Source organism: Rhodococcus sp. IEGM 1305 (genome assembly GCF_030058635.1).
In the GTDB taxonomy this organism is placed as follows: domain Bacteria; phylum Actinomycetota; class Actinomycetes; order Mycobacteriales; family Mycobacteriaceae; genus Rhodococcus_F; species Rhodococcus_F opacus_D.
Window position 1 is genome coordinate 1 of sequence record NZ_JASHKX010000027.1, and the last position, 22,287, is coordinate 22,287.

At 63.0% G+C, this 22,287-nt stretch carries 14 protein-coding genes and 2 pseudogenes; 9 read left to right on the top strand and 7 right to left on the bottom strand.

Translation table 11 applies throughout. The features are described from left to right. Positions 1-154: 154 nt before the first annotated feature. On the bottom strand, positions 155-316 hold the full coding sequence (locus QM693_RS27365; protein ID WP_349307522.1) for a hypothetical protein: 162 nt from the start codon (positions 314-316) through the stop codon (positions 155-157). 24 nt (positions 317-340) lie between these two features. After that, positions 341-940, bottom strand: coding sequence for an acyltransferase (locus QM693_RS27370; RefSeq protein ID WP_283353857.1), 600 nt, complete (start codon positions 938-940; stop codon positions 341-343). A 246-nt stretch (positions 941-1,186) separates the two neighbouring features. Between QM693_RS27370 and QM693_RS27375 the strand changes: the two genes are divergently transcribed. From QM693_RS27375 to QM693_RS37930, 4 genes are all read left to right on the top strand, one after another. Further along, the gene (locus QM693_RS27375) at positions 1,187-1,471 is read left to right on the top strand and encodes a PAS domain-containing protein (RefSeq protein WP_283353858.1); all 285 of its coding nucleotides are present in this window, start codon (positions 1,187-1,189) and stop codon (positions 1,469-1,471) included. 1,133 nt (positions 1,472-2,604) lie between these two features. Next, entirely contained in the window at positions 2,605-3,444 is an 840-nt protein-coding gene (locus QM693_RS27380) for a DUF6551 family protein (RefSeq protein WP_283353859.1), read from the top strand. A gap of 783 nt (positions 3,445-4,227) precedes the next feature. Next, entirely contained in the window at positions 4,228-4,431 is a 204-nt protein-coding gene (locus QM693_RS37925) for a tyrosine-type recombinase/integrase (RefSeq protein WP_502942678.1), read from the top strand. A gap of 40 nt (positions 4,432-4,471) precedes the next feature. Continuing rightward, positions 4,472-4,912, top strand: coding sequence for a helix-turn-helix domain-containing protein (locus QM693_RS37930; protein WP_418340889.1), 441 nt, complete (start codon positions 4,472-4,474; stop codon positions 4,910-4,912). Here the strand turns inward: QM693_RS37930 and QM693_RS37935 are convergent. Together QM693_RS37935 and QM693_RS27395 are read right to left on the bottom strand one after the other, a co-directional pair. Continuing rightward, a pseudogene (locus tag QM693_RS37935) lies at positions 4,894-5,242 on the bottom strand (IS1634 family transposase); the annotation flags it as partial. The gene QM693_RS37930 and the pseudogene QM693_RS37935 overlap by 19 nt on opposite strands. A gap of 59 nt (positions 5,243-5,301) precedes the next feature. Continuing rightward, positions 5,302-5,571, bottom strand: a pseudogene (locus QM693_RS27395) (transposase); the annotation flags it as partial. A 218-nt stretch (positions 5,572-5,789) separates the two neighbouring features. Here QM693_RS27395 and QM693_RS27400 point away from each other — a divergent pair. Beyond that, on the top strand, positions 5,790-6,770 hold the full coding sequence (locus QM693_RS27400; RefSeq protein WP_283353862.1) for a DNA cytosine methyltransferase: 981 nt from the start codon (positions 5,790-5,792) through the stop codon (positions 6,768-6,770). A gap of 114 nt (positions 6,771-6,884) precedes the next feature. Beyond that, positions 6,885-7,967: a DNA cytosine methyltransferase gene (locus QM693_RS27405; RefSeq protein ID WP_283353863.1), complete on the top strand. Its 1,083-nt coding sequence runs from the start codon at positions 6,885-6,887 to the stop codon at positions 7,965-7,967. Positions 7,968-7,975: 8 nt separating this feature from the next. On the opposite strand, the gene QM693_RS27410 is transcribed toward QM693_RS27405, so the two are convergent. Genes QM693_RS27410 through QM693_RS27420 form a run of 3 tightly spaced genes read right to left on the bottom strand, consistent with a single transcriptional unit; the run spans position 7,976 to position 11,942 of the window. Next, positions 7,976-8,875, bottom strand: coding sequence for a DUF6339 family protein (locus tag QM693_RS27410; RefSeq protein ID WP_283353864.1), 900 nt, complete (start codon positions 8,873-8,875; stop codon positions 7,976-7,978). After that, positions 8,872-9,825, bottom strand: a complete 954-nt coding sequence (locus tag QM693_RS27415; RefSeq protein ID WP_283353865.1) for a hypothetical protein — start codon at positions 9,823-9,825, stop codon at positions 8,872-8,874. The genes QM693_RS27410 and QM693_RS27415 overlap by 4 nt, the downstream gene beginning before the upstream one ends. Positions 9,826-9,848: 23 nt before the next feature. Continuing rightward, positions 9,849-11,942 (bottom strand): helix-turn-helix transcriptional regulator, encoded by a 2,094-nt coding sequence (locus tag QM693_RS27420; protein WP_283353866.1) that lies wholly within the window; start codon positions 11,940-11,942, stop codon positions 9,849-9,851. Between the two features lie 343 nt (positions 11,943-12,285). On the opposite strand from QM693_RS27420, the gene QM693_RS27425 reads away from it, so the two are divergent. From QM693_RS27425 to QM693_RS27435, 3 genes are read left to right on the top strand one after another with little or no spacing between them, the layout of a single operon-like run. After that, positions 12,286-17,097 (top strand): DEAD/DEAH box helicase, encoded by a 4,812-nt coding sequence (locus QM693_RS27425; RefSeq protein WP_283353867.1) that lies wholly within the window; start codon positions 12,286-12,288, stop codon positions 17,095-17,097. Then, positions 17,076-19,013 carry a UvrD-helicase domain-containing protein gene (locus tag QM693_RS27430; RefSeq protein WP_283353868.1) on the top strand — a complete coding sequence of 646 codons (1,938 nt, stop codon included), beginning with the start codon at positions 17,076-17,078 and terminating at the stop codon, positions 19,011-19,013. Before QM693_RS27425 ends, QM693_RS27430 begins: the two co-directional genes overlap by 22 nt. Then, positions 19,010-22,285, top strand: a complete 3,276-nt coding sequence (locus QM693_RS27435; RefSeq protein ID WP_283353869.1) for a helicase-related protein — start codon at positions 19,010-19,012, stop codon at positions 22,283-22,285. The genes QM693_RS27430 and QM693_RS27435 overlap by 4 nt, the downstream gene beginning before the upstream one ends. Positions 22,286-22,287: the final 2 nt, after the last annotated feature.

Genomic DNA, 22,287 nt, shown 5'->3' on the forward strand with positions numbered 1-22,287 from the left:
CCGAACATCCGTTACCGAAAGCCCCCCAACCTTGTTGGGGGGCTTTCGGCATTCCGGAACACTTTTGCCGACGGCAGAGCGAAAACCGTTGCGGCACGATCTCTGTCGACCGTGCCTGGCGTCCGTCAGTAGTTGCCGCAGGTCTCGGCGATCGTCAGTGCCTTCGCGCGCCACTCGACAGCCCGGTCCGTCGGTCAGGACGGGTCTCCAGCCGGCTCTTCAGCTGCGGGTGCGCGTCGAGGACGGCCTGACGATCGGCAGGGGACTTCGAGAAGAAGTCCGCCAGCTGAGCCTTGCGCTCGGGTGCCTGATCCAGGCGGTCAGACGTTCTTCGGACCGCTCATCGACCGGACGGCCTCCGTCCTCGACGACTTCGACGCGGTCGAGAATGCCACCATTTCACGGTTTCTCGACGGCGTGAACCGTGCGGTCGCCGTCGAACGCCGGGCAGGCGCTCAGCGCACGGACGGGGCGGAGTCGAGGTCGCGGACACGGCGCGCGGGCAACCCCGCGTAGAGCCCGTTCGGCTCGCAGTCGCGGGTGACCACTGCGCCCGCCGCGACGACGCACCCTTCCCCACCGTCACTCCGGGAAGGATGATCGCGCCCGCGCCGATCCAGCACCCGTCGCCGATCACGATCGGGCCGTCGAGAACTCGTCCGCCCCGGCCGGAACTCGGACCGATCTCGTGGGTGCTCGTGACGAACTGGACGCGGTGCCCGACGGCGACCTGTTTGCCGAGCGTGATGGGCGCGGTGCCGTCGAACAGGACGCCGCGGTTGACGAAGGTCCCCAGCCCCATCGTGACGTCCTTGCTGCCGAAATAGCAGCCCGAATAGATGCCGGCTCCCCACACTTTCGCTCCCGCGGCCATCAGCAGCAGGACCCGCAGCCACACGGGGGCGAACGCGGAGGCCTGGACGATGGTGACGAACCGCATCCCGTCACCCTATCCTCGCGGAGCACGTTCGCGATCGAGGTTTGCTATTCATTAACTGATTCACCGCACGAAACTGCACGGTGCGGCGTACTATGTGGGCGCCATCGAAGAAGCGCGAGGGGGGACAGTGAGAAAACTGGATAGCGCCGGATTCGCTGCGCTGATGGAATCCATTCCCCAACGCGATCAGCGTTCACGACCGCGAACGAAACGTCGTGTTCAGCAACCCCGCCTGCGCGACGCTGATTGGCTACGACGCCGACGAATTCGCGAACCTCGACCACGCCGCAACTGTTCCACCCCGACGACGCCGCACTGTGGGGCACCACGCTCGCCCGGGTACTGAGCCAGGAAAGCCCCAGCGCGATAGCACATCTGCGCATCCGGCACCGGGAGGGCCACTGGATCTGGGTGCTCGTCGCGGCGTCCACGTTCACCGCAGGCACCGAGAGACTGGTCGCCCTCGTCCTCCAGGACGTCTCCGACACGATCTGGGGCAACCCCACGGCAGCGAGGCAGCCGATCCGATAACCGTCCACTCACCGGCCGTCGCCGGAACCGCAGCAGCACGGCGGAGTCCGAACGGTGGCGCCGCATCGCCGGCAGAAATGGGTGCGGTGCCCACCGTTGCTGGACGTCGCACACCCGCACACCTCCCACCCCACCAGTCACGTATTCGCGGCCAGCGGGTGCCCGTTCGGACAGCACCCCGGCGCGGTCTCGGTTCGGGCGGCCACACGTCGAATCGACCTCGGCAGTCGAACAGATGTGCGAATCGCTGCCCGAAGCGTCACATGTAATTGCCGGGCGAACCGTCCTCCTGGCCGTCTCCCGCTCCACCAGGAACCAACTCCGGGGGGCGTAGATCAGCTCCCGCGCGGCGCGGACGATGACGAGCGCCTCGGACTCGTGGATGCTGTAGCTGTCGTCGTCGCCGAAGTCGGTGACGGCGAACTCCGCCAATTGGTCGAGTGAGCGATGCGTCACAGTGAATGTCATGACGCCAGTGTCCCGCCGGGACAAGAGGGATGAATGAGGAAAGCCCCCACCCGCATCGTCTGCGGACAGGAGGCTTCTCTCGAAGTGGAGCTAACGGGACTCGAACCCCTGACCCCACACTGCCAGGCACGGGACGAGTCGCCGACCACCGTGTTTCCGCGCTCGGTCTATGTGCCGTCAAGGGCGTGAGTGAGTTCGGTGTCGTCGCCGTTGTCGTCAGACCTGTCGTCACCGACGCCCGCCTGTTCGACCACTTCATTACGAGTCGAACACGTCGTGTCCGCGCGGGGATCGCGGAGGTCCGTGCTCCCAGGTGAGGTGGCGATATGGCTCCGTGGGAGTTCCGTCGTGTCCGGGGTTGTCCGGGCGACTTGTGATAACTCGGTGACAACGAGGCGGACCGGCTGGCGGGTGGCACGGGCCCACGCGGACTGCCTACCCGCCTTCTCATAGGCATGCTCCCCACACGTAGAGGCTGGGAGTCAAGGGTGGCGGAGCGATTGAGGTCGAGATCCCAGACCTGAGGAGTCAACAGGACCTGAATAGTTAGAGCAACCTGTCAGAATTTGTTGGCCATAAAAATTTGCACAGGTCATAATTTGACCGTAGGCTTGAAGGAACTTTGACCCAGGGAGGGGCCGAAGACGAGCCGTTGGAGCAACTACATGGACAAGCACTTCGAACGGATCCGGGTCGCTGACCTCACTGTGGATCCGTCAATGGATACCGGGCGCCTCTACATGCAACGCGATGAGATCGCCGCCTGGACCGCAAAGATCGCCGAAGACTGGGACCCGGAGATGCTCCTCCCGGCGCTTGTGTCGAAACGGAAGGACAGCACCCTGGTAATCATCGATGGTCAGCACAGCAACCAGGCCTGCATCAGCAAAGAGGGCCCAGACTTCCTCCGCGACACGATGGTTTATGAAGGGCTGACCATCCAGCAGGAGGCGAAGCTCTTCCTTGCGGCGAACAAGCATCGCAAGCCGGTCAAACCATTCGACAACTTTCGGGTCTCGCTTACGGCGGGCGACGCCATCGCGATTCGCGTCAACGATGAAGTACAGGCCCTCGGCGGCGACCTCCAAGTAGCTGCCACCCCGAGCGCAAACCGCGTCGGCGCTGTCCAGGCCTTGCTTGCAATGGGCAAGAAACCGGGGATGGTCAGTCGAGTTTTGAAGGTGGTGAGTGATGCCTGGGGGCGCGATGCCAGCACCTGGGACAACATTGTCCTGCGAGCGGTGACCATGGTGCTCGATTGGCCCGGAAACTGGGAGCTCGCAGAGGACGCGCGGCTCATCAAGGTCCTGAAACGCGGAGGTTCTCCGACAATCTGGAAGCAAAACGCGGTGCGCCAGCGGGCAAGCGGTGGTGGCTCGGCGTCTCGGTCGACGCCCATGGCGAAGCAGATTGTGCAGGATTACAACGACGGTTTGGATCGCGAGAAGATGCTCCTGAGCGGCCGGCCCAAGAAGGCTCCGTCCAGCCCCGAGATCACGTTGTAGGCAAACAGTCGGCCCCATTCGAGCTGCCGCACTCCAGGCGCGCCGATGCCAGGCTTTAGCCTGCGTATCTGGGTGATTTTTCCGGCCTTTGTGGCGACCTGGTGAAACACTACGGAATAGAGCCCTGAACTGGGCAGGAATATCTTCGCAGTTCTGCCCAGTTCTTCGGCGTTCGTAGACTCTCACGGCCTGAAGACGGCCTGGCAGTCGCAACGCTGAGGGACCTCCTCGCGCCTCAATTCCTCTTGGCACGGGGTTCCATCCATGGACACTCGGCAGATGACCGAGGGTATTCCTCCTGATTCACTGTTCGCGGGCCATGGGCCGCGTCGCAGCTGCCAGCGCGGTGCTGGAGGACGTCCTACGCTACGTGCTGGCTGAACAGTCGGGTGGGCGATTGAGCAATTACGCGGTGATCTTCGAAGGCCAGTCGCTGGATTGGCTCACTTCTAACGCTGTCGCCGTGATGACCTGCCGCATTGAGAATCCCGGCTTAGAGTTCGATGAGCCTGAAACCATCGTGCACGTTGAACCTCTTCGAGACATCCTCAAGGCCGTGCCACCCATCAAGAATGCCCGGAACATCGTCGTCCACGGCGTGTGGAAATCGGAATGCGAGTACGAGGGTGACGAAGACCAGCTCCGTTTCTGCAAACCCCGCTCATCTGTAAAAAATCGCACTGAGCGGGCTTTTCACGTCACACGCAGCCGCTATCGGGACTTCACTGGTAGTGAAGAATCGTGGAGCGTAGGCGGTTGTGTGAGAAGGCCGCCGTTCCCCGAGTGCGTGTCCACGATCTTCGTCACTCATGCGCGACCTTGCTGTTCTCAATGGGTGCGGATGCGGCGACCATTCAGCGGATCCTGCGGCACAGCTCGATCAGCGTGACGACCGGGACCTACGCGGAAGTGATCGAGTCGGTGAAGCGAGAAGCGCTGGATTCGCTCGACTCGCTGTTCGGATCCGCCGAAGACACCGCGATATGAACTGTCGTCAAGTGTGTCGTCAACGGCCGACCGAAATGAGATGGAAACCGTAGTCTTCCCTGGTGGAAGTAAGTGGACTTTGTTCAAACTTAACGGCCCCGATGAAAGGGCCCTGACCACCACATCTGTTAATTCTGGACCAAATCCAGACAGCGGCGACACCATATCCTACCCGTGGGCGCGGCAGATCCAGCGTCGGTTGAATACGGACGAAGTAACCCGGCTCGTGGAGCGATACCAGACTGGCGCCTTGATCAAAGAGCTGGCCAGCGAGTTCGGCGTCAACCGACAGACGGTCAGCAAGCTGCTAGTACGGGCTGGCGTGCCACTTCGACAGCGTGGTCTGAACGCGTCACAGGTCGCGGACAGAAGCCGCGCGACTGTACAAAGCGGGCTGGTCACTCTTTCGGATCGGCGAACAGCTCAGGGTCGACCACACGACCGTCCGGCGACAGCTCCTCAAGCGTGGCGTCCTTGGTAATCGCTCGTAGCGCAACGCTTGAGTGCGTTGGCGTAGGTGTTGCGGTGGGCTGGGGTCAGGCCGATCTCGCCGACGACTGGGGCGGTGTCACTCAGCGAGGTCGGCTCCACGAGTCGACCGAGGACCAACTGGAAGAAGCCGTCGTCGTCAATCGCATCGAACCCCAACCTGCGCCATCCGGTCTCGATCACCTCGATCAATCAGCCAGCGGGACCGTTTCGCGGTGATCACCGACGGGCCGCCGCCGGGGCCGGCGAGCGCATACAGCCCCAGGAGTTCCTCCTGACCCTCGTCGACTTTGTCGCGGGCGACCTGCATCAACGCGGCCAACCTCACTGTCAGGGAATGGGTCAGACGCGGACAACCAACTCGCACCCGTCATTCTCACTGTCCGGGAAATACGAACCGGAGCGCAGCTTGGGGATCGCGATGCCCAGAGTGCCGGCACGGGTGTCGAAGTCGCGGTGTCGGTAGCCGTTTCGGCTGTTGGTGCGGTCGTCGGAGCGTTCACCGAAGCCGGCGCCGCACAGGGTGTCGGCCTCGGCGCCCATGAGCGCGTCGATGAACGTGGACAGCAGGCTCCGCAGCAGGTCGGGGCTGGCGTCGGCGAGCTGATCGCTCAGGAACGGGTGCAGGTCGATATCGTGGGCAGTGGCCATCGCGTGGTCCTTCATCGAGTGACTTTGGTCGGTCTCTCGAAGAGTCACGCGATGGCCGCCTTCATAGGGCTACGACACGCCGGTCAGGTTGGGATCCGGTTCGTACACCACTCTGCTGGACGCAACCTTGGATGTAACCGCTGAGACATGGAAATGCCGGTATGGCAAAGTCGTAGCGAGATGATTCGAATGGTCAGGAGCGATGGAGTGGTGCGCGGATGAAGCGTGATGCGGCATTCAACTCGCTGCTCGTGTGCGCTGGTGGTGGCGGACTAGCACTTGGGCTTGAGCAGGCCGGGTTCGAGCCTGCGCTCCTCCTCGACAATCGGTCGGTCGCTTGTGAGACGCTCCGATTGAATCGCCCTAAGTGGGATGTCGAAAGCTGTGATCTCCTCGACTTCGATCCCATCAACGAGCCGCGTCTCCTCGATATCGACCTGCTCGCCGCCGGGCTTCCACGGCTGAAGGCCTCGGCGGCGGTCGCGCGCACCCGCGGTACCGAGTACGAGTCGTCGCTGGTCCAGGCGGTCGCCTTCCTCGTGCATGGAGTTCAACCCAGAGCGTTACTAATCGACAATGTTCCAGAGCTCGCGACCAGCGACGCATATGCGCCACTCCGGTCCATGGTGGAGGTCGAGCTTGAGCACATCGGTTACTCATATCGATGGTTCGTCGTCAACGCTGCTGATATCGGTGTTCCGCAGGACCGCAAGCACGGTGTGCTGATCGCATTTAAAGACAGGGAGGTCGGCGGCATCAAAGTTCTTGAAGGAATCCCCGATTCGTGGCAGACCGTCGGGGAGGCGTTGCGCGAATCGATGGAAGCCAGGGGGTGGGAGGACGCGGGCGAATGGGCGACTCAGGCGGCCGTCCTGGCGCCGACACTCGTGGGCGGGTCGTGGGACCGCGGAGGTCCAGATCTGGGCCCGACGGGTTCGAAACGTGCCTGGGCCCGGATCGGAGTTGACGGAGGAACGGTAGCGGATAGGGTGCCGGGCCCGGACTTCGTGTGGGATCCGTCCCAGGGACGCCCCGGAATGGTGAAGTTGACCGTCGACCAGGCTGCAATCCTGCAGGGATTCCCCGCGGAGTGGCGTTTCGCCGGACGGAAGACCGCGCAATACCGACAGGTGGCAAACGCCATGCCGCCACCGCTGGCGAGGGCTCTGGGCATGGCCATCGCAGCGCTGCTGCGGTAGCACGCTGGCACCTCGGCGGGTCATCGGCCCATTCGAGACCCTGTCGGTGGCACACCTTAAACTCCACGCATGGTCCCCGCTCCTTCCAAGTCTCGTAGCAGGACGCAACGTCGCATGGTGGACCTGTTCGCAGGTCCCGGCGGACTCGACGTGGCGGCGCATTGGCTGGGCATACCGGTTCACGGCGTGGAATGGGATGACGATGCGTGCGCGACACGGAGGGAGGCAGGACTCGGTACCGAGCACTGCGATGTTCGCAGCGTTGGGCCAGCGGACTATCCCGACGCCACCGTTCTCGCGGGAGGCCCGCCGTGCCAGACGTACACCATGGCGGGCACAGGAGTGGGGCGCCGAGCACTCGACGAAGTGCTCGCATTCGTCAAGCGGATGGCTGTTGGCGACGATGTAACCGCGAGCATCGAAGCGTTGGATGACGAGCGCACCGGACTGGTATTGCAGCCGCTTCGGTGGGTTCTGGAGGCGGTCGGACAGGGCCTCCCGTTCGATGCGGTGGTCCTCGAGCAGGTGCCTGCAGTTTTGCCTGTCTGGGAAGCCTACGGAGAGGTTCTCGAAGGGCTCGGCTATTCGGTGGATTGCGGAATTCTTAAGACCGAAGCGTTCGGCGTTCCGCAAACCCGGCGTCGTGCCATTCTCATCGCTAACCGGGGATTGGAGCCGCGACTACCACGTCCCACCCATCGTGAATACCGAAAGGGCACGCCGAGGACCGAAGGGGACCCGAGTCTGCTGCCGTGGAATACGATGGCTGACGCCTTGCGTTGGAAAGACTCCACGGTGGGTGGAGGTGCGCGTCGGCCAGATCGATTCGTGGTGATCTCGAATTACGGTTCCGGTGGGGACCCCCGAGCGCGTGGCCGCCGTACGTCCGCGGAGCCGGCGGCAACAGTCACCGGGAAGATCTCCCGTAATCGCGTGGTGACACACGACCAGATCGAACTCCCAAGGTTCTCGCACTCGGAAGCCGGCCGACTGCAGACCTTTCCTGCCGACTATCCATGGTCAGGACGTGCAATCGCACAGCAGGTCGGCAACGCGATACCGCCCCGACTTGCCGCCCACGTATTGGCTGCGGCTCTCGGAATCGATCTGGGACCGGGCTTCCTCGATACCGCTGTCGCCTCCAAATGGAGCGAAACCCGGAACGGCGTGCTCGCCCTGGAATCGTGCCGCACCTGACATTTCTGTCAGCAGAGCTGATCGTCGTCGGAGCTCTCTTCCGCCACGTGCCGGGACCGCTTCCTTCGGGGTGCGTCCGCCATGAGTCCTTCGAACAGTGACACGAGAGTGCTGACGGACTGGGCGTTGGTGTAGCCGTCATCGGGGCCCTCAGGAAGGATCCCCCATAGTACGGGCGGCATGTTCTCGACGGCATCGATCCACACCTGTAGAGCGTCATCGTCGACGAAGGCGTCCGGAGCCAGTACGTCGTAGACCAGGGTGCTGCCCGCAGTGTTGACCGCCGACGAGAGCGTATTGACGTAGTCGCCGACGTGAGAGGTGTTCTCGGAGAGCAATCTGTTGACTATTCGGAGAATCGCCTGTGCGGTTGGGCGATGATCGATGACGTCCAGCCTCATGGTTGTGTTGAGAGCATCCTGCACCCGACACGCGACTTCGACCGGCGCATAGTCGCGGCCATCACGGAACAGTTCGGCCGCCCACCACAGTCGGGAGAACGCCTGCGTGTAATGCGCACCACTGAAGCGAGCCGGCGCCGCAACCGCCGCTCCCTTGTGCCGCCACACGACATAGTCCGGGGCTACGACCAACGCGATGAAGTTCCACAGTTCCTCGTTCGCGGCTTCGTGGCGAGTCATACGCAGGGTCGCGTGCAGGCGGGGCGCCAACCACTCGTCGGCGGCAGCCCGCTTACCTTCATACCGGTTCATCGCCTCGTCGAGGAGCTCACGGATCGGTCGTGTCCGCCAACGTGATTGCGATTCGGCCTTCATCACAGCCGACTTCATCAATGTCGCGGTGGCCGGTGGCTCGATCCCCGATTGCACCCCGCGGCCGAGGTGCTTCGTCACAACCGAACTGGGTAGAAGTCCCAGCGCGTGCGGAATCTGGATACCGCGGGTCACTGGGAACTCCTCACCTCAGACTGGTGGACCGAACGCACGGCGGCAGTGAGGGTCCGTGCGAGTCGACTTCGTCGTCCGGCGGCGTACTGGATGCGGGTTTGAATCTCCGACCATCCGACACCGTCACTTCGCTGGCGTTCGATCTCGTAGAGTGCATCGGTCAGCTGGCGGTCCGGAATCACATCGGGCAGCATCGTTCTCAGAACGGAATCACGCCACCCTCCTGGAAGCTGGGGCGTGCCGTCTTCGTCCTTGTCCAGGCTGCTCACCGCGGAATGGAACATCGCCGTCCATGCATCCTGCGCGATCTGGCTGGCCGCCATCTCGCGGAGCAGCTTCTCCTCGCCGGATCCGGCACTGGCGTTTAGGAGTTCGACCAGACCCTCCACCGCAGTGGTGTTCAGGTACACACGCGGGATCTCCGCCGACGTGTCGACGATCCACGCAGATTCTTTGAACGCCTCCAACCAGGCGAGCGGGCCGTCGCGGAAGTCCTCCTCGACGATGTCGACGTCACGTTGCCGAACGGGCTTGGATGCGGTGAGGTCGATGAACCAGGCCTGCTCGGTACCACCGATAACGCGGCCTCCCACACCATCGATCTCGGCAACCACTGTGAGCGAGAGGCTCGCCCGACGAACGTGGCGCGCATGGCACAGATCGACGGAACCCAACCACGTGCCGTGCGACCCTCGGGTCAGGACTGCAGTTGTGCGTGCGTTCGTAACCTTTTCGGTGACCACAGCCAGGCAGGAGACATTTGTCCAGGCGCCCTCGTCGAGTTCTCGCACGGGCACAGTCGCATTCAGCGTCAGTCGGGCGGATTCCCAGTGGGCGCGGTCGACCTCGTGCAGTGCGACCGTGCGCTCCGGCTTGGAGACCCTGCTGTAGTGCAGATCTTGTCCGTCTATGGCGACTGACAGAACATCGAGATCGACCTCCCCGATCAAGGTGGGGTAGGAGACGACAGGTTTCACGCGGCGCCTCCCCGAACCTTGGGAACCTCGACGAGAATGCGAGCGAATCGCCCCTTGACCGGGTGCGTCGCCGGGTCTGTGACACCGACAAAGATCGCCTGCCGGACGCGTGCCTCGATCCGAAGATTCTCGCCGTCCACGCGGCAGCCCTCGACCGCGGTGAGGTCGGTCCACCGGACTGTGGGCCGACCGCCAGAACGCACATCGAACTTCGCGATCGGCGTCAGCAACCACGGATCCTCTGATTCGGGCGCCTTCACCGTCACTGTCACCGACCAGGCGCCCGTGTCGTCGACGCTCCCCTGCATGTGGTGGACTGATGGCGCGCCCTGGACGATGGGCGGTCGTGATACACGTGGGTTCTCGAGTTTCAAGAGCTCGCGCAAGACCTTCGGTCCACGGTTCCGCTCAAAATCCCGTTGTCCGACGACACCGCGAACTGTCTTGTCGATGCTCGAACGGAACTCCTTGAGTCGCGTGAGGGCGCCCTTCTCGTACGAGGAGGTGAGTTCCTCGGTTCGGTCCCACTTGTCGTGTTCCGGTGGTTCCGAAGCGCGGAGGAACGCTTCGGCTTCGGCGACCTCGGTGCCTTCGCGGCCGGTTGCGTAGCCGGCGAGAAGTACCGCTTGGAAAGGTGGTGTGCCAAGCGGGATCTCGCGCGGGCGGTGTTCCGCGATCGTCATTCGGTTACCGCGTATGCAGATGACGCGATTGGCGGTTGTGGCGTTATCGGCCGCGGGTGTGACCAACAGGACGCAGTCGTGCAGTGCGCCTTTACTTCGCCCGGATGCTTTGCCCTTACGAGGAGTGACGACGAGCGGTACGGTCGCGTGCGCGACCTGGTCCGCGGCCGTCAGTGTCTCGACGGTGTCGTCATCGAGGTAGGCGCGAAGTGCGCGGCTAAGCGCGGGGTGGTGTTGATGCGGATCGACCCGTTGCTCGGATACGACGATCTCGTGGTTGCGGAGGGTAGTGACGTGGGCGTCCAGGAGCGGCGCAGCGGCCTTTCCTCCGACCATTGCTGCCCAGAACGCGTCGGCGAGTGAACGAACGAGCTTGTCGTGCATTTCCTGGAGTGTTTCGGCGTCGCCCGAGGCGTCATGGGCGCCAACGATGAGGAAGGACGTGCCGGGCGCTGCCTTCGAGCGGTCGAGGTGAAGGTCGCGGACCATCTGCTCGGTGGCCCACCACGAGCGCGATACACCCTCCCGCTCTGGATCGGTTTCCAACGTTCCAAACCATGCCGGTCCGGCGTATGCCGTTTCCTCGACCTCGTGCCAGGGGAGGTCGAGTCGGCCGATGACGCGGCGTTCCGTGTGGCCATCGTGGGGTTCGGAGAGCGTCGAGTTGATGAGAACAAGGCCATACTTGCTTGTCGCCCAGAGGGTTGCTTTGCCGAGACCATACGAACCGCCTGCGCGACTGACGGACTGCTTGTGGCTGTCGAGTTGGCGTCGAACGACCGCGGCGAAGTTACCGTTTTCGTACTCGGGTCCGTTGAGACCGGAGGCGTTGAAGTCGTCGATGCGCAGCAGCACGAGAGATTGACGTTCGGCCAGCTCGTTGAGCGCGGCTCGGAGGCTGCGTGAGACCTTCTGCTCGGCTCTTGCCGCGCTTTCCAGGTGGGGTGACAGATCACCCCACTGGATCGCCGACAGGAAAGACTCGAGGTGCTCGTCGGTCAGCTCGTGCAGGGTGTAGTGGACGCGTACAGGGGCGTTGTGGTCGAGGCGCTCGTCGATCGAGTTCTGGGTTGCTTCGCGTGCGAGGACCGACAGGTCGGCGTTGAACGCGAACGCCGCGGCATTGCCGTACTCGCGCCCGCCATCGGTATGTGCAGGCCGGTGATGCCATTGCAGGTTGCGATCCGCCGGCGCGATCGCGCTACGGTCATCAGCCTGGGGAAGTTCGGCTTCAAGGATGGTGACAATCCGTTCCTTCAGCTCCTCACGGGGTTCGGCGCGTCCGGCGATCCACGCCGAGACCGCCGCACGAGTGAGCCCCAGTGCGATTGCGAGCTGAGCCTGGCTCATACCCGCTTGCTGGAGGTTTGCCCCGAGCCAGCGCCCGTAACGGTTCGGGGCGGTCATAACGATTCTCCTGATAGTTCGCTGGCAGACAGATCCGCGCGGAGCTTATCAGCGGGGTGAGTAGCCCGATGATGTCAGTCGATCGAATGACTTTCGGCAGGAAGGTGGTCAGATGTGTCGGTGGGAATGTGCACAATATGGACATCAGGATGTCAGGGTGCAATGCCGATCACTTCCTGAGCACTATCGCCGGAGAATTGAGGGGTGCCGTGGACGACAGTGACAATTGGGTGCAAGCGGCTTTGAGCAGGGACATCCGCACGTAACACGGGCGATAGACGACATATGACCCGTCGTCATAGACGTCGGGTCAGCCCCTCCACGCTCCTAGGACGAGACCTCCATGAACATGACCAACGACAGTGACGTTCTCCGCAAAGTTGCGGAGCTCACCGAACTTGCTCTCCGTACGTATGCCTTGAACCCGGCACGCATCGAGGAGGATGCGAACGGGGAGCGCCGTATCCATCAAGGTGGATACGGGGACCGCCAGATCTTCGAGTTGGTCCAGAACGCGGCTGACGAGCTTCGAGCCCCTGAGCACCGCGGAGGACGCATTCACGTCGCCCTCACAGAGGAGTACCTCTACTGTGCGAACGAGGGCACCCCCGTCACGCCGGAAGGCACGGACACCATTCTTCGAATGGGTGTCTCGAAGAAGCGCGGCGGCCAGATCGGCCGGTTCGGTGTAGGTGTGAAGTCGGTCCTCTCGGTTTCGCAGGCGCCGCAGATCTTCAGCAAGACAGGATCGTTCGGATTCGATGCAAAATGGTCCGAAGCTGAGATCCTCGCAGCGGTAAACGGGGCGCAAGCCGAGAGGGGCGAGCCTTCGCTCGACTCCGTAGGTGAAACGCCGGTACTGAGGATGGCGCGTCCCCTCGACGTCTCCTTCGAACGCTCACGCGATTCAGTTCTCGATTCGATGCTGGGTTGGGCGAGCACGGTGGTGCGTTTGCCTCTGGTTGCGGGCGCAGCAGAGCGACTTGGACGTGACATCCAGCAGAGCTCCAAAGCTCGCGTTGATGAGTCGAAACAGGACGAGTTTCCACACCTCTTCCAACTATTCTCTCCCCATGTCGGGAGCGTAGTGCTGGAGGATCGCCGGGATATGCCAGTCGTCCGCCGCGAGATTCAGGTCGGGGAGTCGGGACACATTCGTACGATTCATCAGTCTCGTACTGGATCGAAGGCGGTGTCCGAGAGCTACCGGGTCTTCACGCTCCCCCATAGGGTGAGCGATGAAACGCGACGACGTGCGGGCGAACTCCACGACCGAGTCACCATCGACATCTCCTGGGCAGTGCCCAACTACACGGTGGCGGACGGATCCGACTATCACACCATTCCCAACGATCGGGGTACGTTCTGGTCGTACTTCCCGACGAAATATCCGATGACGTTGAGTGGCGCACTCAACGCTGCGTGGAAGACGAATGAAGACCGGCAGAATCTCCTCGACAGCAGTGACCTGAATGCGGAGCTGCTCAATGTGGCCGCCAGGTTGGTCGTCGGTTCTTTGGAGAATCTCACACCTGTGGAAGACCCTGCGGCCTTCCTGCCGCTACTTCCCGGACGGCCGAAGGAATCGCCGAACTGGGCTTGTAGACATCTCACTGAGGAGGTCTGGTTACTTGCTGCCAAGAGTCCCTCGCTGCCGGACCAGCGAGGCGACCTCCGCTTGCCCACTGGCCTGAGGATCCACAAGGAGAAGCTGTCTCCACAGGCACTGGCATTGTGGCGCGAATACCCGGGACGGCCGGTGAACTGGGTCCATCACTCTGTCGAAGGACCTGGGTCTCGCCGGGGAAAGATGAACCACATCCTCGAAGCGGCTTCCTGCAAGGAACCTGAGACCGTGCGCGCCTGGCTGGAGGCCCTTGTCGAGGACCGCACGGCCGCGGCCTCGGCCGCGGCGATTCGGGTCCTCGCGCACATGCTCGTGCACGATCTCGCGGGGTCGAACAATGCCGCGGATGCGGTCGAGGCAAGGAAGGCTCGTATCGTTTTGACGGAGTCCGGGACATTTGTAGCGCCAGCCGCAGGGAGCTTGTTCCGACGTTCGAGCGACGATGGGCTGCGTGACGATCTCGTCTACGTCGATACCAGTTTGTCGGACGATCCGGAGCTGGTGCCGCTATTGGACCGGTTGGGCATCCGGGAGTCCGATACCGAGGGTCGATTTCACAGCGTGTTGGACCAGGGATTCGCGGGCTATACAGATGAGTCCTGGACGCGCTTCTGGGAACTTCTGAATAGCGCGGGCGGCCCCGTCCAGGCTGCTGCCGTCCGACAGCGCGTCAACGACCTCAATTCGACATTGCATGTCAAGACGGTCACTGGGAAATTTGCACCCTTGAAGGCATGTATGTTGCCGGGGCCGATTGTACCGGCAGATGGATCCCGCGACGGAAACATTGCCGTTGACATGTCATTCCATGCGAACGACCGATCGATCCTCCGCAGCTTCGGAATGTCCGATCGACCCGACGCGTCATACAAGCCCGACCAAGACGGATGGTTCGAACTTTACCGCAAGGCGATGTACGACCAATACTGCTCGACCCTGGGCGCGACGCGAAGTCGCATCCAGATCACTACGATGAAGCTGGATGGCGGCGCGATGGCGGGACCCCTTCACTTGTTCAAGCGGCTGTCAGACGAAGGGCGTGCGGCTTTCATCACTGAGATTTCGGACGACGGCCTGATTGAGAACTGGACGCGGCAGATCGGGCAGAGCGCGAACACCCGGGTACAGATCCTCTCTCCGATTCGATGGCTCATCGGCACGCATGGAATGGTACGGACGACGCAGGGTCTCCGGCGTGTCCGAGAGGCGGTCGGCCCACAGCTGAGCGAGTACGGGTCTGTGCTACCTGTGGCCGAGATCAGCCAGGCGAAGGCTCGGAAGCTACGAATGCCCACCGCCGTCGAGGATGTCGAACCGGCGCGCTGGAATGCTCTGCTCGAGAAGCTCAAAGAAAGTACCGACGACAATTTCGTCGGTCGAACCTACGCACTTCTGATCCGGATCGCGTACGACCTGGTCTTCAAGGAAGAAGTTGTTCGCTGTCGAGTGGGCGACGAATGGGAACTCCGTGTGGATGGCGAGATCGCTGTCGCAAGGTCTCGCTCGGAATATGACGAGTTGATACGCGAGCGTCATCCGGCCATTCTTGTCGACCGGGCCGCCGACGCCGATCAGGCCGACGTGATGATCTCGGAGTGGGGAATGCTGACGATCGATGACGTGATCGAGAAGCGAATCCGCGCAGTGCCGGAGGGTGCGCCGATCGCGTTGTCGGACGAGTATCCATCGCTTCGGCGGAGGATTGCCACGTCGACCCTCAGTGGACTGTTCATGCAACGCTGCAGTGAGCTGGAGGAGGTGGTCCGCACTCCGAATGGGACCCGGCTCACGCCACTGGCCAGCGCACGTGAGGACAGCACAGTCTTGGTCCCGGCGAGTGTCACCAGCGAGAAGGCGCTGATCCTTGCTGACAAGGAATTCGGTTTCGGTCTCGGTGCCGATGGGTGCCGTGCGGCGCTCGAAGCCCACCGGAAGCACCTCGAAGACCAAGCATTCAATGAGAAGTTGACGGCGATCAGAAATGCTGGTGAGGTCCCCGAGAAGCTTTCGCTCATGCTGGATGCCGACGTGCTGCAGCGGGGGCTTCCGGCAGGCCTCGTGGAGAGTGAGTCGCTCGGGAGCGGACAGGATTCCGGGGCGCTCCGCCTTGCGGAACTTGCCTACAACGCCCATGACGATGGTGTGTTGCGTGCGTACGCGAAGGAAATTCGTGCGGAGTTTCCTGAAGCGCCCGCCCGATTCGACGGTGGACGCGTAGCATTGAAGTTTGTTGCGGGTCTGAAGTTTCCGGATTCTTTCGCTGGAACGTATATTCCGCCGCTGCCGGAGCGTGAAGTTGCCTCCGGACCAACCGACTTCCCGTCGCTTCACCCGTACCAGGAATTGATTGCTAGTCGATTCGTCGATCTCTTGTGCAGCGCTCGTCCTCAGCGTGCGATGTTGAGCCTTCCGACCGGAGCCGGCAAGACCCGTGTTGCGGCGGAGGGCGTGATCCGTTGGATCCGCGAGTCGGGGATGCCGGACGGGCCAATCCTGTGGATCGCGCAGACGACCGAACTGTGTGAGCAGGCCGTACAATCGTGGAAGTTTGTGTGGGAGAAGGTGGGTGCGGAGTATCCGCTTGTCATTGATCGATTGTGGACCGACAATTCGGCGACGCCGGTGTCGGGTCGTCCGCACCTCGTCGTGGCCACCGACGCCAAGCTGCGGTCCTGCCTGGACACCGACGACTATGCGTGGTTGCGGAAAGCGTCCTTGGTCATCGTCGACGAGGCTCATGTAGCCATCTCAAAGCAGTACACACAGATTCTCGACTCGATGGGCCTGACTCACCGCGTTACGACCCGGCACCTGGTTGGATTGACCGCAACGCCGTTCCGAAACAACGAGGACCTGACTCGACGTCTGGTGTTGCGATTCGGCGACCGCCGGCTTGATGAAGGGGTCCTCGGTGACGAGCCGATCTCAAAACTGCAGGAGCTGGGAATTCTCTCCAAGGTTGAGCATCGAGAACTCGCCGGAATTGACATGGCCCTGCAGAACCACGAACTTGCCGAGGTCGAGAAGCTCCACGGATTCCTCCCGCGAAGTGCGGAGCGCCGACTTGCCGAGGACGGTGACCGTAACAAGGTGATCATCGAGGAGATCGCGGCGCTCCCGGACGGCTGGCCCGTGTTGGTTTTCGCGACCTCGGTAGACCACGCGAAACTTCTCGCGGCGAAACTGAGCAACCGGGGGATCAGGTCGGTTGCCATCGATTCGGCGACCCCACCCGGTGATCGGCGGCAACGAATCGACGCGTTCCGACGCGGCGAGATTCGGGTCATCACGAACTATGGTGTGCTGTCGCAGGGTTTCGACGCACCGGCCACCCGGGCAGTCCTGATCGCCCGCCCTGTGTACAGCGCTAACGCCTACCAACAGATGGTCGGACGCGGGCTTCGCGGGGTCAAGAATGGCGGCAAGGACAGCTGCCTCATCCTCGACGTTCGGGACAACATCACGAACTTCGACAACAGCCTTGCGTTTACTGAATTCGAGTACCTGTGGCAGGAAGACGAGCGATGATGACCATTGTAAAGTCGCACGACCTCTCGCTTACTCAGGGTCAGCGGAACGTCGTCAAGCAGCCTTGGGACGCACGGACACTCGTCACCGCAGGAGCTGGCGCGGGCAAGACCACGACCCTTACTTACCGGCTCGAGCACCTGACCGGTGTCGAAGAGCTGGAGGCCGGAGAGATCCTGGTGCTCAGCTTCTCGCGTGCAGCAGTGCGCGAGCTACGTGATCGTGTCGACCGACTGGCCGTGTCCGCGCGCCGTGTCCGCGCGCAGACCTTCGACGGATGGGCGCTGGCGCTCCTTAAGCAGATGGACCGGGAGCGGGACGACCTCGCAGGAACCAGCTTCGACGACCGGATCGCGATGGCGATCGATGCGATCGACGCCGGTGTGCTCGAGTCCTTCGAACACGGACCGCCGGCGCACGTCATTATCGACGAGGTCCAGGACCTTGTCGGAGTTCGCCGCGAGATGGTCGAAGCACTGCTGGACCGATTCTCCGACAACTGCGGTTTCACAGTTGTGGGCGACACCGCGCAGTCGATCTACGGGTTTCAGGTCGCCGACCCTGCAGAGCGAGCTGGTGAGACCAACCGATTTTTCGACTGGATCCGTGCGTCGTATGTGGCCGATCTCGTCGAGGTCAGCCTCGACGACAATTTCCGTGCACGCACATCCGAGACCCGGGCCGCGATACCGTACGGTGCACAACTCCAGAACCTCCCGACGGACCAGGCTGCGGCTGACGCCGAGGCATCGCGGATTCACGCCGAACTGTGTTCGGTACTCGGCGCTGCCCCGAATTTCGGCGAATTGAGCGATCAGTTTGTTCAGGATTCGCTGAGAATGTCCGGCGGGACCACAGCCATACTCTGCCGGGACAACGGCCAAGTTCTATGGCTGTCGGACAAGCTGCACAACTATGGTGTGCCGCACCGTATCCAGCGGTCGCCGCGATCCCGGCCAGTGCCGCCGTGGGTGGCAGACCTGCTGCAGTCGGCCGGTGGTGCGACCATGACTGAGGAACGCTTCACCGAGGTCCTGTGCCAGCTCCGGGTCGTGACAGACGAACCGAGTCGGGTGTGGCAGTCGCTGCGGAGGGTCGCGGCGAGTCCTCGAAACCAGTTGGACGTTGAAGCCCTCCGGCGCGCGGTCGCCGAGGGCTGGCTGCCGGACGAGCTGACTGCCAATCCGGTTCACCCCCTGGTGCTGTCGACGGTTCACCGGGCCAAGGGCCTGGAGTTCGACCGTGTCCTGGTCGTCGAACCGGAACCGATTGTGAGTAGGGGAGGCGGGGATGTCGACCCGCCGGCCGAGGCGCGACTGCTGTACGTGGCGATGACCCGGCCTCGCGATGACCTATACCGAATCAAGATTCCGAAGCTGTGGCAGATACGCAAGGCGAACCGCAACCCGTTCCCCGTGGACAGATGGTTCCTTGGCGGCCGGGAACGGTGGGCTCGCAACGGCATCGAGGTTTCCGAGTTCGACGTGTGCGGCGAAGTGCCCGCTGGGGTGCGCGAGCCGTTCGCTGATCCGGTGGTCACCCAGCAGTACCTGCGTGAATCCGTTTCCGTCAACGACGAGGTGGAGCTCAGGCGTCTGCATGATCTGCCTGAGACGACAACCGAAACGCCGCCATACGGAATCTTTCACGCAGGAATCGTCGTCGGCGAGATGTCAGCACGATTCCGTGGTGACCTGTGGCGTTTGCTCAAGCTCAATCGTGGTTACGACGTGCAGCGCTGGCCGCGGTGCATCACAGGGCTGCGAGTCGATGCAATGGAGACCGTCGCCGGCTCCCGTGCTGTCGCCGAGCGCAGTGGGCTCGGCGAAACCGGAATATGGATTGCGCCACGGCTGGTTGGGCTCGGGAAATTCGAATGGAACGACACGACAGCGGAAGGCGGTACCGGCGAGTGACCAGGTCCCACCACAGCGCCCACTACGCGCTGAGATCCGAGATTCGCGGCGCACTGAGATCAGACCTTCTCGGCCCGCAAGACGGACAGGAGGAGGTTCTCACCAATGATGCGCCGATCACGGCATATCTGGTGGGCGTGCTTTTCCCGCACGTTGAAGGGGTCACGCCGAGTATTCGCGGGTCCAACGGGGAGCGTGACTCTCCTAGTGCCGTTGAAGCAGCGGCCGAGTGGGAAGCCGACGGCGGCGACACGCCCCCCGATGTCGTGAGCCGTGACGACGGTGAGCAGGGGGCGACCGACCTCGGAGTCGCACTGACGAATCTCCGCAAGCCGTCGTCGATGGGCCTTACCTTCGGGGTGGCGTCCGATATCGCGACAACCGTCTACGTCACGGTGAGTGCCGCCCGGTACGCGCCCGAGGACGAGGAAGGCCGACCCATCGAGCCCAAGCGCAGCGAAGCCCGTAGCACGGAGCAGCAGCGCGAGCGGTGGCGGAGGACGCCCTTCGAGTGTGATCCGGTACCGATCGAGCTGACAGTTCCGGGCATGCAGGCGCCGGTCGCGTTGTGTCCAGGACTCGAGTTGCGGACGCTCGTCCGCCGCCACGATCGTGAAGGTGTCGTGACGGTCACCGTCACGATCGTGAACACCTTCCGCACAGGCGAGTTCGACCTGCAGGATGCCTCCTGTTTCTTCCAGCCCGAGATCGTCGTCGAGGGGCCGAATGGGACCGCCGCGTTCGTCGAACGTGCGGCCGGCGCCAGCGCGGTGGACGACGAACAGGCGCTCAGCAGGCTGCTGCACCGACACGCGCCGTCGTTCGCGGTGGGTCACGGATGCTCGGTTGCGTGGGAGTGGCAGCCGCCGGCACTGCGGACGGCACTGTCTGGTCGAGCCGCGGTGCAGTCGATCCGCACTGATTTCATGCCGACGCACGAAGTTCTACTGACCGACTCGAATCCCGAGATCGACGACCGTGCCCTAGGAATGGCGGGCCTCGGCAGCGGCAGCCGCGACGAGGTCGTCGCGGCGCTGACACAGCTGCTCGACGGCTACGAGGAATGGATCGCCGCACGTGGTGGCGATGCCGCGGAACTCGCCGGTGGTGACTACGCGAAGGTAGCGAACGAGCAGGTTCGGCTCTGCGGTGAATCGCTCGCTCGTATGCGGCGCGGAGTCGAGCTACTCGCGGATTCCGGCAGGCCCCAGATCTTCGAAGCGTTCCAGCTGGCGAACGAGGCAATGGCCCTGCAGCGCGGCCGGAGCGCATGGATCAAGGGTGGTCGTGTCGGCGTGGTAGACGCGGCCAGCGGCCGGTGGCGGCCATTCCAGATCGCGTTCGTGCTGCTGTGCCTCGAAGGGATCGTCGACCCCGAGCACGAGGACCGCGAAATCGCGGACCTGCTGTGGTTCCCGACCGGAGGTGGCAAGACCGAGGCATACCTGGGGTTGATCGCGTTCACCGTGTTCCTCCGACGGCTCCGGGACGGCGAGGACGGCGCCGGCGTTACGGTGCTCATGCGCTACACACTCCGGCTCCTGACTCTGCAGCAGTTCGAGCGTGCGACTGTGTTGATCTGCGCCATGGAGCGCCTGCGAGTTTTGCGTGACGGACTGGGCGACACGCCCATCTCCATCGGAATGTGGGTCGGGCAGTCGGCTACCCCGAACCGGCTCGCCGACGCCGAGGTCGAACTCGACGAACTGCGCAAGAACCCGCAGAAGTCGTTGCAGCGCAAGAATCCCGTGCAGCTGAAGAGCTGCCCGTGGTGCGGTGACCGCCTTGACGCTGGCAACTACGCGGTGCAGATCGAGCAGTGCAGAATGCTCATCCATTGCCCGAACCAGCACTGTGATTTCCATGGTGGCAACGGCATCCCGGCCCATCTGGTCGATGAAGCCGTGTACGACGCGCATCCCACGCTGATCATCGCGACCGTCGACAAGTTCGCGTCGATGCCGTGGCGTCCCGAGACTGGATCGCTGTTCAACCTGGACCTCGAGGCCGTCCCGCCGGAGCTTATTGTCCAGGACGAATTGCACCTGATCTCGGGGCCGCTGGGCACATTGACAGGCCTGTACGAAACAGCAATCGACCTCTTGGCGAAGCAGCCGAAGGTGATTGCGTCCACCGCAACGATCCGCCGAGCGTCGGATCAGGTGGGTGCGCTGTTCGACCGCAAGGTTGCCCAGTTCCCGCCCGCGGGCGTCGACTCCCGTGATTCGTGGTTCGCCGTCGAGACGCCCCGGGAGGACAAGGCCTCGCGTAGGTATGTCGGACTGTTCACCCCGAGTGGAAGTCAGGCAACCCTGCTCGTCCGTACCTACGCGGCGCTGATCAACTCGGCTCAGGCCGCCGGCGAATCGGCGGACCCAGCAGTCCTGGATGCATACTGGACCTTGGTCGGCTACTTCAACAGCCTCCGACTACTCTCTGCGGCCGAGCTGCAGGTTCTCGACGATGTGCAGGATCGACTCGAACTGCTTGGGAAGAGCAACGAGTCCGGGGCCCGGTCGGCCACCGCGCTCATCGAACTCAGCAGCCGCGCCGATTCCAGCCAGATTCCGAGTCACCTGAAGAAGCTCGACATCGCACTTCCGGACGAGGATGTCCTCGACGTACTGCTGGCGACGAACATGATCTCGGTGGGCGTCGACATCGATCGGTTGGGACTGATGGCGGTGATGGGGCAGCCGCAGACCACGGCCGAGTACATCCAGGCGACCAGCCGCGTCGGGCGCCGGCATCCGGGTCTCGTTGCGGTCATGTTCAACTCGGCACGCTCGCGGGACCGTTCGCACTACGAGAAGTTCCCCAGCTTCCACTCGGCTCTGTACCGCGAGGTCGAGTCGACCAGTGTCACACCGTTCTCGGCGCGGGCGCGGGATCGAGGACTGCACGCGGTGATTGTTGCGTTGACGCGCCTGATGATCCCGAGCGCCTCCGACAACGAGGCCGCCGCGCGGATCATCGACTTCGTCGACGACGTCCGGGCGCAGATCGTGCCCGCCATCCTCGACCGCGTCGGCCAGATCGACGTGCGCGAGCGGGCTGCCACGGCGAGCCACTGCGAGGAATTCATCGATTGGTGGCTCAGTGAGGCGAATGAGCATCCGGATCTCTGCTACGAGAAGAAGCGTGGATCTAGTGGGGCTGCATTGATGGTTGGGTTCGACGACGAATCCGACGACGCCACCGGGTGGGGAACCCTGTGGAGCCTGCGCGATGTCGACGCGGAATCGACGCTGTTCTTGGAAAACAACCGGTAGGG